General features: G+C 69.7%; 15 protein-coding genes. 7 read left to right on the top strand and 8 right to left on the bottom strand.

The window, feature by feature from the left end; genetic code table 11:
- Nucleotides 1–22 precede the first annotated feature (22 nt).
- From trmB to ACZ7SW_RS02135, 8 genes are all read right to left on the bottom strand, one after another.
- A complete protein-coding gene (gene trmB / locus ACZ7SW_RS02170; RefSeq protein ID WP_344282676.1) occupies nt 23–730 on the bottom strand; it encodes a tRNA (guanosine(46)-N7)-methyltransferase TrmB in 708 nt (235 codons plus the stop codon).
- A 20-nt stretch (nt 731–750) separates the two neighbouring features.
- Nucleotides 751–1,245 (bottom strand): hypothetical protein, encoded by a 495-nt coding sequence (locus ACZ7SW_RS02165; protein WP_378308959.1) that lies wholly within the window; start codon nt 1,243–1,245, stop codon nt 751–753.
- Nucleotides 1,246–1,462: 217 nt separating this feature from the next.
- The gene (locus ACZ7SW_RS02160; protein WP_470228585.1) at nt 1,463–2,206 is read right to left on the bottom strand and encodes a hypothetical protein; all 744 of its coding nucleotides are present in this window, start codon (nt 2,204–2,206) and stop codon (nt 1,463–1,465) included.
- The gene (locus tag ACZ7SW_RS02155) at nt 2,203–3,111 is read right to left on the bottom strand and encodes an ABC transporter ATP-binding protein (RefSeq protein ID WP_470228584.1); all 909 of its coding nucleotides are present in this window, start codon (nt 3,109–3,111) and stop codon (nt 2,203–2,205) included. Before ACZ7SW_RS02155 ends, ACZ7SW_RS02160 begins: the two co-directional genes overlap by 4 nt.
- Nucleotides 3,112–3,267: 156 nt before the next feature.
- Nucleotides 3,268–4,014 carry a hypothetical protein gene (locus ACZ7SW_RS02150; RefSeq protein ID WP_470228583.1) on the bottom strand — a complete coding sequence of 249 codons (747 nt, stop codon included), beginning with the start codon at nt 4,012–4,014 and terminating at the stop codon, nt 3,268–3,270.
- 28 nt (nt 4,015–4,042) lie between these two features.
- The gene (locus ACZ7SW_RS02145) at nt 4,043–4,978 is read right to left on the bottom strand and encodes an ABC transporter ATP-binding protein (RefSeq protein ID WP_470228582.1); all 936 of its coding nucleotides are present in this window, start codon (nt 4,976–4,978) and stop codon (nt 4,043–4,045) included.
- A gap of 237 nt (nt 4,979–5,215) precedes the next feature.
- Nucleotides 5,216–5,872: a response regulator transcription factor gene (locus tag ACZ7SW_RS02140; protein ID WP_344282690.1), complete on the bottom strand. Its 657-nt coding sequence runs from the start codon at nt 5,870–5,872 to the stop codon at nt 5,216–5,218.
- A complete protein-coding gene (locus ACZ7SW_RS02135) occupies nt 5,869–7,083 on the bottom strand; it encodes a sensor histidine kinase (RefSeq protein WP_470229227.1) in 1,215 nt (404 codons plus the stop codon). The genes ACZ7SW_RS02140 and ACZ7SW_RS02135 overlap by 4 nt, the downstream gene beginning before the upstream one ends.
- 151 nt (nt 7,084–7,234) lie before the next feature.
- Between ACZ7SW_RS02135 and ACZ7SW_RS02130 the strand changes: the two genes are divergently transcribed.
- The 7 genes from ACZ7SW_RS02130 to ACZ7SW_RS02100 all read left to right on the top strand — a co-directional run bounded on the left by ACZ7SW_RS02130 (nt 7,235) and on the right by ACZ7SW_RS02100 (nt 13,747).
- Nucleotides 7,235–8,779 (top strand): dynamin family protein, encoded by a 1,545-nt coding sequence (locus ACZ7SW_RS02130; protein ID WP_470228581.1) that lies wholly within the window; start codon nt 7,235–7,237, stop codon nt 8,777–8,779.
- A 32-nt stretch (nt 8,780–8,811) separates the two neighbouring features.
- The gene (locus tag ACZ7SW_RS02125; RefSeq protein ID WP_470228580.1) at nt 8,812–9,405 is read left to right on the top strand and encodes a hypothetical protein; all 594 of its coding nucleotides are present in this window, start codon (nt 8,812–8,814) and stop codon (nt 9,403–9,405) included.
- Nucleotides 9,406–9,483: 78 nt separating this feature from the next.
- Complete coding sequence (locus tag ACZ7SW_RS02120) at nt 9,484–9,963, top strand: YqeB family protein (RefSeq protein ID WP_470228579.1); 480 nt, start codon at nt 9,484–9,486, stop codon at nt 9,961–9,963.
- Nucleotides 9,960–10,559, top strand: a complete 600-nt coding sequence (locus ACZ7SW_RS02115) for a TetR/AcrR family transcriptional regulator (RefSeq protein ID WP_470228578.1) — start codon at nt 9,960–9,962, stop codon at nt 10,557–10,559. Before ACZ7SW_RS02120 ends, ACZ7SW_RS02115 begins: the two co-directional genes overlap by 4 nt.
- A 70-nt stretch (nt 10,560–10,629) precedes the next feature.
- On the top strand, nt 10,630–11,094 hold the full coding sequence (grpE, locus tag ACZ7SW_RS02110; protein ID WP_470228577.1) for a nucleotide exchange factor GrpE: 465 nt from the start codon (nt 10,630–10,632) through the stop codon (nt 11,092–11,094).
- On the top strand, nt 11,091–12,917 hold the full coding sequence (locus ACZ7SW_RS02105; RefSeq protein WP_470228576.1) for a dynamin family protein: 1,827 nt from the start codon (nt 11,091–11,093) through the stop codon (nt 12,915–12,917). The genes grpE and ACZ7SW_RS02105 overlap by 4 nt, the downstream gene beginning before the upstream one ends.
- A 143-nt stretch (nt 12,918–13,060) precedes the next feature.
- Entirely contained in the window at nt 13,061–13,747 is a 687-nt protein-coding gene (locus ACZ7SW_RS02100) for a hypothetical protein (RefSeq protein WP_470228575.1), read from the top strand.
- Nucleotides 13,748–14,124 lie beyond the last annotated feature (377 nt).

The raw sequence follows: 14,124 nt of genomic DNA, 5'->3' as shown, positions 1-14,124 counted from the left end.
TCGGCCAGCGATCAACCCCAGATCAGCGCTTCTCGAAGATCAAGTCGTGCGAGACGCGGCCCTCCCGGTCCGCCCGCTGTTCGAACTTCGTCACCGGCCGCCATTCCGGCCGGGGCGCCCAGCCGCCGGGCTCGTCCGCGTACCGGTTCCGCAGCGCGGGCTCCGCCGAGCACACCTCGAGCATCTGCTCCGCGTAGTGCTCCCAGTCCGTCGCCATATGGAACGTCCCGCCGGGCGCGAGCCGCGACGCGATCAACGCCACGAACTCCGGCTGCACGATCCGGCGCTTGTGGTGGCGCTTCTTCGGCCACGGGTCCGGGAAGAACAATCGCACGCCGGACAGCGTGCCGGGCTCGACATGCGACGTCAGCAGGACCACCGCGTCGCCGTGCATGAGCCGCAGGTTCGTCACGCCGAGCTTTTCCGCGCGCAGCATCAACTGCCCGAGGCCGGGGTCGTACACCTCGGCGGCGACGTAGTTCAGCTCCGGCGCGGCGGCGGCCAGCTGCGAGGTCGTCTCGCCCATGCCGGAACCGATCTCCAGCATGACCGGCGCTTCCCGGCCGAACCATGCGGTGAAGTCGACCGGTCCCGCGGGCAGCTCGGACACCGTCCGGCCGAGCCGCGGCCAGTGTTCTTCCCAGGCCCGCTGCTGGCCGACGGTCATCCGGCCGCCGCGTTTGACGTAGCTGACCACGCTGCGCAGCCGTGGCTGGTCCTCGTTTTCCACCCGGACAACATACGGGCGGGTCAGCGGACCGCTTCGAACTCCCCGAGCCGGGAGCGCAGTCCGGCGAGTCCGGCGACCGCCACCGGCTCCGGGGCGCGGGCGGAATGCGCGGGCAGCACGTCGATCCAGCCGTCGTGCCGGTCGGTGTTCAGCACGGTCGTCGGGATGGAATGGCCGGACTTGCCGCGTTCGGACGGCATGAACTCCCAGTACCCGGATTCGCCGTCGGCCGCCCACGGCACGAACTCCCAGCCCATCCGCTTGCCGAGCAGCTGCGCCACCCGGTCCTCGATGCGGAAGCCGAGTTCGCGCGAATCGAGCCGTCCGCTCGCGACCGCGCGCAGCCACCACGGCGCGGGAAGCGTTTCGTCGGTTCCGCTCGCCCGCCGGTACAGCCCGAGCACCGCGTCCTCGGGGGCGCGGTGCACCCACGCCTGACGCAGTTCGGCGGGCCGGGTCGCGGGCAGCGCGAACCGGGGCAGTTCGATCGCCTGGGACCATTCGAGGTCCAGCATCGGCTCGAGCCGGGGGGTTGGTACCGCAGCGTCGCGGGAATGGAATTCCTGATCAACGTCCACCGTCACGGTTCACCTCCGGAGAGCTGAGACGGGGCTCTGCTTGAATATCCGTGGGTTTCCGACAGTATGTCCGCTCCCTGTGAGAGAAGCCACACCGGTTTACGTGAATTTAATCCGTTCGCCCGCCACGCAATCGGGAATGTGCACGTGCAGGTCAGGCGTCCCGCCGATTCGCGGTGGCCACCCCCGCGGCGAACAACACCACGCTGAGCGCCGCGAAATACGCGAGATAACCCCACGGCCCGAAAGGCGGCGACAGTTTCAGCGTCGTCCTGGTGAAATCGCCACCGGCGAACTGCGAAGCGGCGTAGAACGGCATCCACTGGTAGAGATCGCTGCCGATCTTGGGAATCAGCAGCACCAGGCCCTCGACCAGCTGCGTCCACACGAGCACGATCGCCAGGCTCAGCGCGGAACTGCGCAGCAGCAGGCCGACGCCGACGCCGAACAGTCCGGCCAGCGCGAAGGTCGCGACCTGGCCGAACACGATCCGCCAGTCCGCTCCGGAGTGCAGGCCGAGGTCGGCGTCCGGCCGCACGAGATGCGCCAGCCCCCACGAGCCGACGCCGGCGAGCAGGCCGAGCACCGCGCAGACCACGAACACCACGGCGCCCTTGGCGAGCAGCGCCGGCGTCCGCGTCGGCACCGCCTGGAAGGTCAGCCGCAGCGTGCCCCAGCTGAAGTCGGCGGTCGCGGCGAGCACCGCCAGCACCAGCGCGACCGTGCGGCCGGTGCTCGTGGCGAGCTGGGTGTTGCTCACGTCCGCGGTGATTTCCGCCCCGGACAGCCCGAGGAACAACGCGGTGAACGCGATCGGCGCGGCCACCGCGATCAGCGCGCACCACCACGGCGCGCGAGTGCTGAAAAGCTTGATCCGTTCCGCCCGCAGCAGATTCACCGCGCACCTCCACTGGTGAATTCGGCCGCCTGGCCGGTCAATTCGAGGTAGGCGTGCTCGAGCGAACCGGCCAGCGGGCTCAGCTCGTGCAGGGTGGCGCGCGCGCCGTGGGCCAGTTCGCCGATCGCGTCACTGTCCATTTCGGACACCAGGAACGCACCGGAATCCTCGGTGAAAACCGCGCCCTGTCCGGCGAGCGCTTTCCGCAGCGCGTCCGCGTGCGGCGTGCGCACCCGGACGCCGCGCGAACCGGCGCGGGCCACGAAATCGGCCATGGTGCCCTGATAGATGAGCTGGCCGCGGCCGATCACCACGAGATCCTGCGCGGTCTGCTCCATCTCCGGCAGCAGGTGGCTCGACACGAACACCGTGCGGCCTTCCGCGGCGAGCCCGTGCAGCAGCTGACGCACCCAGTGCACGCCTTCGGGGTCGAGTCCGTTCACCGGTTCGTCGAACAGCAGCACACGCGGGTCGCCGAGCAGTGCGCTCGCGATCCCCAGCCGCTGCAGCATGCCGAGCGAGAACGTGCCCGCGCGCTTGCGAGCCACCGCGGACAGCCCGACGAGGTCTAGCACCTCGTCGGCGCGCCGGTCCGGCAGTCCGTTCGTCGCGGCGAGGAATCGCAGGTGCTGGCGGGCGGAACGGCCCGGATGCCGCCACGTCGCGTCGAGCAGCGCGCCGACCGTGCGCAGCGGATCGGACAGCTGCCGGTACGGCTTGCCCTCGATGTGCGCGGTGCCCGCGGTGGGCGCGTCGAGCCCGAGCAGCAGCCGCATCGTGGTGGACTTGCCCGCCCCGTTCGGACCGAGGAACCCGGTGACGCGACCGGCTCGCGCGGTGAATGTCAGGTCTCGCACCGCGACGGTGTCGCCGTAGGACTTGGTGAGTCCAGTCGCTTCGAGCACGCCGTCCCCCTTCTCGTGGACCCGAACTCTACCGAAACGGAAAGATCCGGGCCGCCCCCCGAAAGGCGACCCGGATCTTGTTCCCCTTTTTCCCTTTTTCCCCTTGTTCGGCTCCGCCGGCCCCCGCCTGACTCGCCCGAACGCCCCTGTGGGTCTTTACGCGTCGCGCTTCTTCGCGACGCCGATCGCGATCGCCAGCAGCACCACGGCCACCCCGGCGAAGTAGGCCAGCGAACCCCACTGCGACAGCACCGCGTCCGGCAGGCCGGGGCCTCGCGAGGAAGCCGAACCGCCGAGGAAGCGCTCCGCGACGTTGAACGGCAGCCACTGGTGGATCTTCGGGCCGACGGTCGGGATCAGCTGCACGAGGTTTTCCACCGCCAGCACGTAGATCAGCAGCAGCGAGAGCGCACCGGCGCTGTGCCGGATCAGCGTGCCGACCGCCACCGCGATGACCGCGGCGAAAGCGAACACCACCCCGACGCCCGCGACGTTGATCCAGTCCGCGGAGGTGTGCAGCGCCACCGAATCCGACGGGCGGATCGCGTACCCCAGCGCCCACGCGCCGAAGGCGGCGATCTCGCCGATCACGAGCGACAGCAGCGCGACGACGGTGGCCTTCGCGACGAGCACGCTGCCCCGGTGCGGCACCGCCTGGAACGTGGTGCGGATCGTGCCGAAGCGGTACTCAGTGGTCACTGACAGCGCCGCCAGCACCATGATCACCGCGATGCCGAACTGGTGTCCGGCCTGGGTGTTGGCCACCGAGATCGTTTCCCCGCTCGGCAGCGCGGTGGCCATGAGCCCGGCGAATCCGATGGTGAGGCCCAGCGCGATGAGGGCGCACCACCACGGCGACCGGGTGGTGAAGAGCTTGATGCGTTCGACCGCGAGCAAAGTCATGATTTTTCTCTTCCCAACGAGAGTGTGGTCAGCGGATGGCCGCGGCCTGCTGCGCCTCTGCTTCGAGTCCGGTGTGGTACTCGACGGAGTCGCCGGTGATCTGCATGAAGGCTTGTTCGAGCGAGCCGGTCTGCGGGCTCAGCTCGTGCAGCACCAGGTTCGCCGAAGCGGCGATCTCGCCGATCTTCGCACTGTCCATTCCGGACACAATGAGCGCTTCGCCGGAATCGGTGACCTGTGCGCTGGCGGAGATCAGCTGCTGGCGCAGCGCCGGAAGCTGCGGCGAGCGCACCTTCACGGTGTTCTCCGCGGCCCGCGCCACGAATTCCTCGGTGGTGGACTGCGCGATCAGCTGGCCCTTGCCGATGACCACGAGATCGGTCGCGGTGAGCGCCATCTCCGAAAGCAGGTGGCTCGACACGAACACGGTCCGGCCCTCGGCGGCGAGGCGCTGCATGAACTTCCGGATCCAGAGGATGCCCTCCGGGTCGAGGCCGTTCACCGGCTCGTCGAACAGCAGCACCTCCGGGTCGCCGAGCAGCGCGGCGGCGATCCCCAGCCGCTGCGACATGCCGAGCGAGAACCCGCCCGCCCGTTTGCCCGCGACGCTGGTGAGGCCGACGGTGTCGAGCACCTCGTCCACCCGCGTCGCCGGGATCCGGTTGGACCGGGCCATCCACTGCAGGTGCGCGCGGGCCGAGCGGTTGGGGTGCACCCATTTCGCGTCGAGCAGCGCGCCGACCGTGCGCAGCGGTTCCTTCAGGTCGTGATACAGCTTTCCGCCGATCCGGACCTGGCCCCCGGTGGGGTTGTCCAGGCCCAGGATCATGCGCATCGTGGTGGACTTGCCTGCGCCGTTCGGGCCGAGGAATCCGGTGACTTTCCCCGCTGCCACGCTGAACGACAGGTTGTTCACCGCGAGCGTGCTCCCGTAACGCTTGGTGAGACCTGTTGCCTCGATCATCCCCTGCTCCCTCTACGGCGGTGCTAACGGAATTCATCCTGTCCCAGTGCCGCCGTTTTCGCGTCATCCCGTGGACCGAACCGGCTACCCGACCTGAGTAGTACTCTGGTCGTGTCGTGAGGTGGAGCGCGATGGGGGATGCCCCTGAGCCGACCCTGAACTTTGCCCGATCCGCCAAGGACCCCACCACGAAATTCGTGGCGGGGTCCGGTGTGGACAGTGTCCGAATTAGACGGTTCAGCCGATCCCCGGCCGGGCCAGCCCGGTCTCGTAGGCGAGGACGACCGCCTGCACCCGGTCGCGCAGGTCGAGCTTCGACAGGATCCGCCCGACGTGGGTTTTCACCGTGGCCTCGGAAAGGAACAACGTCTCGGCGATCTCGATGTTCGACATGCCTTTCGCGATCAGCACGAGCACTTCGCGTTCGCGGTCGGTCAGCACGTCGAGTTCGGCCGGATCGCGCATTTCCGCGCCGCCGGAGCCGACGAACCGGTCGAGCAGCCGGCGCGTGACCGAGGGCGACATCACCGCGTCGCCGTCGGCCACCGAACGCAGCGCGGACACCAGGTAGTCCGGCTGGGTGTCCTTGAGCAGGAAGCCGGAAGCACCGCCCTGCAACGCGGCGTAGACGTACTCGTCGAGGTCGAAGGTGGTCATCACGAGCACCCGCGCGGTGCCCGCCGCGACGATCTGTTTCGTCGCCTCGACCCCGTCGAGCACCGGCATCCGCACGTCCATCAGCACGACGTCGGGCCGCAGTTCCGCGGCCATCCGCACGGCTTGCGCGCCGTCGCCCGCCTCCCCGACCACGTCGATGTCGGCCTGCGCGCCCAGCACCATCCGGAACCCGACGCGCATCAGTTCCTGGTCGTCGACGACCACCACTCGGATCACGAGTTCAACCTAACCGGCAGCACCGCTCGCACCTGCCAGCCACCGCCCGCGGCGGGGCCCACCTCCAGTGTTCCGCCGTACACGTTCGCCCGCTCCCGCATCCCGATCAGCCCGTTCCCGCCCGCGACCGACAGCCGCGGCGCCGGTTGCCGAGCCGCCCCCGCCCCGCTGGTTCCGCCCACGCCGACTTGTTCCAGGCTCCGGGCCCGGCCCGCGCCGTCGTCGCGCACGAGGACCTCGACCTGGTCGCCGGTCCGCCGCACTCGCACCGCGGCGCTGGCCCCGGAACCGGCGTGCTTGAGCGTGTTGGTGAGCGATTCCTGGACGATCCGGTAGATCCCGAGCGACACCCCGGCGGGCAGTTCGTCCAGTCCGTCGCCGACGGAGAGGTCCACCGGGACGCCCGCGGCGCGCATCCGCTCGGCGAGGTCGCCCAGCGCGGTCGCGTCCGGCTGCGGAACCCGCGGTTCGTCGTCGCCGCGGTCGTTGCGCAGCACGTCGAGCAGCCGGCGCAGTTCGCCGAGCGCGCCGCGGCCGGTTTCGGAGATCGTCCCCAGCGCGCGTCCGGCCAGCTCCGGATTGGATTTCAGGGCGAGCGCCGCGCCGTCGGCCTGCACGACCATCACGCTCACCGAATGCGCCACCACGTCGTGCAGTTCCCGCGCGATCCGGCCGCGCTCCTCGGCCACCGCGATGCGCGCGGCCTGGTCGCGTTCGGTCTCCAGCAGGTGCAACCGGGCCTCCAGTTCGCGCTGATAGGCGCGGCGGGCGTACATGAACTCGCCGAGCAGCCAGCAGAAGGCGATGGTGAAGGCGCTGAACAGCAACTGGGCCGCCATCGACGGCTCGGGTTTGACGATCGCGGTGACGACCATGGCCACCACGAACGCGCCGCCGTAGAGCAGCCCCTGTTTCCGGCCGACGTAGACCTGGACCGAGTAGAGGCTGATCGCGAGCGCGGCCAGACCGGAGACCCCGAGGTCCAGCGCGCTGTGCGCGTAGGAAATGACGTAAGCGACGTACGCGGCGATCAGCGGCTGTTTGCGGCGGAAGACCAGCGGCGCGACCACGGCGAGGTCGATCGGGACCGCGACGTACCACTCCGGGCCGGGCAGTTCGGGGTCGAGGCCGCCGGCGGCGAACACCAGGATGTCGAACGCCGCGAGAAAGAGCGCGAGCAGCGAGTCCCCCACCATCGGGTGGGCACGCATCCAGAGGCTGAGCCGTCGCACGATTCAACAGTAGGTCGCCGCGCGGGCGGCCGCGTCGGTCGCGGGTAGCACCTTCGGTGCGACCGAAGGATGACCGGCATGCGACGATTCCTGCTCGGGTGAGCGAACGAGCCGGAAGGGGGCCGGGGCGGTGACGGCAGCGGCGGAACGGGGACGGCTCGCCGGCCCACTGTCCGCGTCGGTGGCGGAGCTGTGCCACCGGCTGAGGTCCCAGGTGTCCCCGCGCACGGCCGCCGGGTTCGCCGAGGTGCTGCGCCGGCTTGGCGCACCGCTGCAGGTGGCGGTCGCCGGGCGGATCAAATCGGGCAAGTCGACGCTGGTCAACGCGTTGATCGGACGGCTCGTCGCGCCCACCGACGTCGGCGAGTGCACGCGGCTGGTCACGCGGTTCCAGTACGGCACCGTCGACCGGGTCGAGGTGGTGTTCCTCGACGGCCGCAAGCAGGTGCTTCCGTTCGCCGCGGACGGGTCGATCCCGGCCGAGCTCGGCGTCGACATCTCCGAGGTCTCGCACCTCGAGGCGTACCTGACCAACGCGGTGCTGCAGGACATGACGGTGATCGACACCCCGGGCCTCGGCTCGCTCGACGCGGCGTCGGTGTCGCGGACCGAGCAGCTGCTGGGCGCGGCCGAGCAGGACGAGGGCTCCGACGACCTCGACGACACCTCGCGCAACGCCGTCGCGGGCGCGGAGGCCGTGCTCTACGTGGTGACCCAGGGCGTGCGCGCGGACGATCAGCAGGCGCTGGCCGCGTTCACCGCCGCGACCGCGAGCCGGGAAGCGGGACCGGTCAACGCGATCGCCGTGTTGAACAAGGCGGACACGGTCGTCGCGGATTCTGTCGAAGGCTCCGGCGGGGACGTCTGGAAGGCCGCGCAACTGCTCGCCGAGAAACAGGCCTCGACGTTGAAGCCGCGCGTCGCGGACGTGCTTCCGGTGATCGGCCTGATCGCCGAATCGGCCGAGTCCGGCGGGTTCACCTCGGCGGATGCCGAAGCGCTCGGCCAGCTCGCCGCGCTCGACGACGACATCCTCGAAACGATGCTGATCGCGGCCGACATCTTCACCAGCTGGGAGTGCGACATCCCGACCGGGATCCGGTTGCGGTTGCTCGAAAAGCTCGATCTCTTCGGAATCCGCTGCGCGGTCGACGCGATCCGCGCGGAACCGGAGATCACCGCGGGAGCGTTGCGCCGCAAGCTTCTCGACATCTCCGGACTCGACGCGGTCCGCCGCCGCCTGTCGATCGTCTTCGCCGCGCGCGCGGACGGGATCAAGGCCGCGGCCGCGCTCGCGTCGGTGACCGCGTTGGCGCACACGTCCGGTGATCCGGGCGAACGGCAGCGCGTGCACGACGCGATCGAGGTGCTGCTGGCCCGTCCGGAAGCACATCAACTGCGGTTGCTGGAGGCGTTGACGCTCGTCGCGTCGGGTGCGGTCGAAATGCCGGAAGACCTGGCGGAAGAGGTGCTTCGGGTCGGCAGCAACGCCGACATCGGAGCACAGCTCGGCCTTCCCGGCGCCCCGCGACCGGAGCTGGCGGCGCACGCGCTGGAACGCGCCGGCTGGTGGCGTTCTTTCGCGTCGTTCGGCGCGACTCCGGCGCAAAGCCGCGTGGCCCACGTCGTGCACCGCGCCTATTTCCTGATCTGGCAACAGATTCGCGAACAGTAAACAACTCGCCCGCGACGCGTAGGCTGAATGTCGTGCGGCTGGAGGACACCACCTCGTGGCGGGTGAACTGGGGGAGCGACCACGACGTCGACGTGGCGTTGTTCCTCCGGGACGTACTCGCGCTCTCGATCGCCGACGGTCAGCTGCTGCCTCCGGTGGAGCCCGCCGTGCCGGTGCACGTCCCGCCCGCTCTCGACCGCGCGGCGGTGCAAGTGCAGTGGGAACCGTGGTGGAACGGTCTGCTGACCTTCCTGCGCGAGCGCGGTTCGGCGCGTACCCGCCGGAAAAGCCCTGCTCCCGGCGACGGTTCGGCGATCGACCTCGCGGCACAGCATTTCGCCCCGGCGGCCGCGGAACACTTCGCCATGGCACGCCGTCCGGTCTCGTCCGGCTTCCACCGCCGCCAGATTCTCGCCGGGGAACGCCTGGGGCGGCTCGTCCGCGAAACCGAGGTCGAGCTGGGCCGTCGCGCCCGGCCGTTCCGGCTGTCGGTGCTGGAGATCCCGGTCGCGGGCCGCGTCTGGCTGCGGACGGCGGAGCACCAGCTGCTGGTCTCGTCCCGGCTGGCCTCGGACGTCCCGGCGCTCGACGAGGCCATGCGCTCGCTGATCCACGAACTCGCCTGAACCCGCGCTGGGCACTTTGACCTGGCGTTTTGTACCCAGGTTTTGATAAACCGAGTGCTCGGTCTAATAATGATCGGCATGGAGACAACGGTCGACGAACCGGCGTGGGTGCGCCGCGGGTCCTGGCTGGCCTGCCCGGTCGGCGGGGCGCTGCTGGGCTGGGGCGTGCAGGCGCTCGCCGACTGGATCGCATCGCTGGCCTGGTTCCCCATGCAGGGCCCGTTCCGGTTGCTGCATTCGGTGCCGCAGCCGTGGCGGCTGATCGGCGCGGTCGTCGTCGGCCTGTTGCTCGGGCTGGCGTTCGCCTGGTTCTGGGCGTGGGACCGGTTGATCGTCACGGTGTCCACCACCCGCGTCACCCTCGAACGACGTGAGCGCCGCCGGAGGATCGACACTCCCCTCACCGCCGTCTTCGTGGACGACGGCAAGCTCGTGCTGCTCGGCGAAGAAGACCGGGAAGTGGCCAGGGAGAAGACGGACCTGCCCCGGCGGCAGCTGGCCGAAGCGTTCGCCGCGCATGGCCGTCCGTGGCTCGACGAACCGCCCCCGAAACGATGAGGACCGTCGATCCGGAGAAGCACGCGGCGAAACGGCGCGCGATTCTCGACGCGGCAGCCGGTTGCTTCGCCCGCAACGGCTTCGAAAAGACCTCCACCGCCGACATCTGCCGCGCCGCCGAGATCAGCTCCGGCAGCCTGTTCCACTACTTCCCCAGCAAGCGCGCGGTTTTCGTCGGCATTTTCGAGGCGGACACCGACGACAACGAGGAACTGCTCGCCGCGGCGGCGGAAATGGCCGACCCGTGGGAAGGCGTGCTCGCCGTTGTCGCGCAGATGACGTCGCCGCTCGTGCTGCCCGGCGTCGTGCGGCTGATCCTCGAAGCGGCCGCGCAGGCCGCGCGCGATCCGGAGTTCGCCGAGCTGATCCGCGGCAACGACGACCGCCTGCGCACCGGTCTCGCCGACTTGGTCGACCACGGCGTCCGCACCGGCCGGTTCTCCCCCGTGCTGACCCCGGCCGACGCGGGAAACTGGATCGTCGCGCTGGTCGACGCTTTGCTGTCCCGCGCGAGCCTCGATCCCGACCTGGACGTCGAGCACGAGCAGGCGGTGCTGCGGAAGGTGCTGACGCGGATTCTCGGCCCGTCTGAGTGATCCGCCCCCGCCGCGCGCCGCGGTGCCGCAAACTGGTGAAATCACCCGGACGACCAGGGGAGGGGTCTTGATGGCGTGGTTCGGCCACGAGGAACCCGCCGACGCGGCGGAGGCGCCGACCGGCGAGATCAGCGCGGAAGCCCTCGCGCGGATCATCGCCGAGGCGGACGGAACCGGCGTCGCGGCGGATGCGTCGGATCCCGATGTGGACCTCGTAGCTGCCCCGGGTGACCTCGAACGCGCGCTTTCCGACCGGCAGGCGCTCATCCAGCTCTGTCTGTACGCGCTGGACCGCGCCCGCAGCAGCGGCGTCGTGGAACGGCTCGAACACGGGCTCGCCGCCATCGGCGTCACGGCGTTGCGCGCCGAAGGCGAACGGTTCGACCCGGCGCGGCACGAGGCAGGCGGTGCCGTGCCGACCGACGATCCGGAACTGGAAGGCGTCGTCGCGGAGACCGAGGTCGTCGGGTTCGCCGACCAAGAACGGCTGTTGCGCGCGCCGATCGTCACCGTCTACGCGAAGCGGGCCCAGTGACCGCACCGACGCTTCCCGCTCAGGTCCAGGCCGCTCGCGAACAGTTGCTCGGCGTCGTCCGCGAGGCTGATCCGCAGGCCGCTAAATGGGTCGAGGATCAGCGCAAGGCCCGGTCGGAGAAACCGTCCGTGGTGGTCGTCGGCGAGACGAACCGCGGGAAGAGTTCGCTGGTCAACGCTCTGCTCGCGACCCCGGGACTGTCCCCTGTGGACGCTGACGTGGCCACCGCGACCTACCTCGTTTTCGAGCACGCGCAGCAGTGGGGCGCGCAGGCCTGCTACCCCGGTCAGCTGGCTTCGGTGCCGTTCGACCTGGCGCAGCTGGTCGACTGGGTGTCCGCCTCGCACGAGCTTCCGCCGGGACAGCTTCCGCCGCGCTATGTCGAGGTGTCCGGCCCGGTCCCGCTGCTGGAACGGCTGACCCTGGTCGACACCCCGGGCGTCGGCGGGCTCGATTCGCTGCACGGCGAGCTGGCCAAGGAGGCCGCCGCGGGCGCGACCGCGCTGGTGTTCGTGGTCGACGCCTCGGCCCCGTTCACCTCCACTGAGCTGCAGTTCTTGCGCGAGGTCGCGGACCGCGTCGAGACGGTTGTCTTCGTGCTGGCCAAAACCGACGCCTTCCGCGGCTGGCGCGAGATCCTGGAAGCCGACCGGCAACTGCTCGCCGAACACGCGCCGCGCTTCGCCGACGCGGTGTTCCACCCGGTGTCGGCGCGCGTGTTCGAAACCGCCGCGAAGGCGCCGAACGAGCAGGTCGCGGCCATGCTGCGGGAGAAGTCCGGCATCGCGGCGGTGCAGGTCGCGCTGCAGGAATTGCTGGTCGGCCGGTCGATGATGTTGAAGGAAGCCAACACGCTCCGCGCGCTGTCGAGCGCGCTGGCCGGGATCAAGGCGAAGCTGCAGGCGGAAAGCCGGGCCCTGTCGGCAGGCGAGGCGGAAGCCGAACAACTCCGTGCTCGCCGCGACGATCTCCAGTCCCAGCGCCGCACCTCCACCCGCGGCTGGCAGTTGCGCTTGCGCGGCGAAATCCAGCGCACGCGGGTCGAGGTCGGCCACGAAAGCAGTCGTGAAATGCGCGAGGCACAGACGCATTTCCGCCAACGCATCGACGCGGCGAAGCGTGACGAGCTGGCCGCGCTGCCGCAGGAAGTGGACATCGCGCTGCAGACCGCGTCGCAGCGGGTGTCGATGCAGCTGTCGCAACGGCTGAACCAGGTCACCAACACGGCGCTGTCCGAGCTGTTCTCCGCCGAGGAACTCGACGTGATCCGCGCCCAGTTCGCGCGCGCCGGCGGCCCGCCGGTCGTGCTGCGCCCGCCGGACAAGAAACCGCCGACGGCCGAAGACAAACTGCTGGTGTTCATGGGCATTTCCGGCGGCGTCGGCGCCGGGAAGATCGCCGCTTTGCCACTGGCGGGCGTCGCGATCCTCAACCCGGTTGTGCTTCCCGCGACGATCGTGATCGGCCTCGGCGCGGGCTGGTGGATGGCGCGTACTCGCAAGCACGCCTCGGACAAACAGCACCTGAAGCAATGGCTGGTCGAGGCTATCGCCGACGCCCGTTCGACGCTCGACCAGCTGATCGCCGAACAGCTCATCGAGGCCGAACAGCAGTTGTCGCTCGCCCTAGACGAAGCGTTGAGCCGCCGCATCGAGGCGATCGAGGCGGAGCTGAAGGAGGTGGACCAGACGATCAAGATGAGCGCGCAGGAGCGGGCGAAGAAGATCGCGATCGTCTCGAAACGCCTCAAGGACGTCACCGAGGGCCACACTCGCGCCGAGTCTCTGCTTTCCCGCATTCGCACGGTCCGCGATCGGGCATGACCGGTCGGTGACGTACGGACCTGGCAGCTGCCTAGGTGCGGTGGTGTGCGTGATCGGCTTGTGGACGGGAACCGAACCGGCCTAACGTGAGTCATACCGAGCGAAACCAGCGGCAGACCCGGCGTAATAAGGGGGACCAACCCATGTGGGTCGACGAGAGCGGCGGCACTGACGCGACCGGCCACGAGGCCCTGACCGTCCACGTCGACGGCCAGGAGTACCAGGCCGAGGTCAACTACGACACCGACCACGATGGGGTCTCCGACACCGCGGTCGTCGAGCACGACGACGGCACCGCGCAGGCGTTCGCCGACACCGACCACGACGGGGTCGCCGACCACTACGCGGTGCTCGACTCGACCGGGCACGTCGTGGACCAGGCGGTTTACGACGAGCAGACCGGCAGCTGGGTCGAATCCGGCCACGGCCAGCCCGACGGCACCGACACGCACTCGCAGGACTCCTCGACCACCGGGCACATCCACGCCGATCTGCCGGACGGCAACGTCGACGCCGGGGTCGCCACCATCGACACCGACCACGACGGGCACAACGACACCGCGGTCGTCGAGACGAAGTCCGGCGGCACGATCGCCTTCACCGACACCAACGGCGACGGCCAGGCCGACGTCGCGGTGCAGGTCGGCGCGGACGGTTCCACCCACACCTTCGAGCACACCGGCCAGGGCCAGTGGACCGAGGCCGACGGCGCGAACCACGCGGTGGCGGACCCCGGCAGCGATTCGGCCTGGGGCGGCGAGGGCGCGCAGCTGCTCAGCGGCGTCGCGAAGATCGACAGCGGAACCGGGCAATGGATCAGCCCCAACTGAACCCTCGGTAACTGACGTCACACGAACGGGTCCGGCCGCGCGCCGGGCCCGTTTCGCTGTCTCCGGGGCGCCAAAGCCCGGCACCGTCCGCTCGCGTCCGGCGAACCGGCGCCCGGCAGCGTCCCGGCAAGATCAGGACCGATCAGGACCGATCAGCCCAGCTCCCGGCATCCGGCACGAATGCGACGCGGGCCACGCGGAAAGATTTTCGCCGCTGGCCCGTTCCGGTGAAACTGAATCGATTCCCTTATCGTTCTTGTGAGAGAACCGACAGGTCAGCTCTCGGTTACCTGCCGTCCATCCGGCTACAGTCGGGGAATCCCAAAACCCGCACACCGGTCTTCCGCCGGTGTGCGAAGCCATTCGGTCGCCGGCAA

The organism is Amycolatopsis sp. NPDC114484, assembly GCF_055633755.1.
The sequence above is the reverse complement of the archived record's forward strand: the minus strand, read 5'-3'. Positions and strand labels throughout refer to the sequence as shown.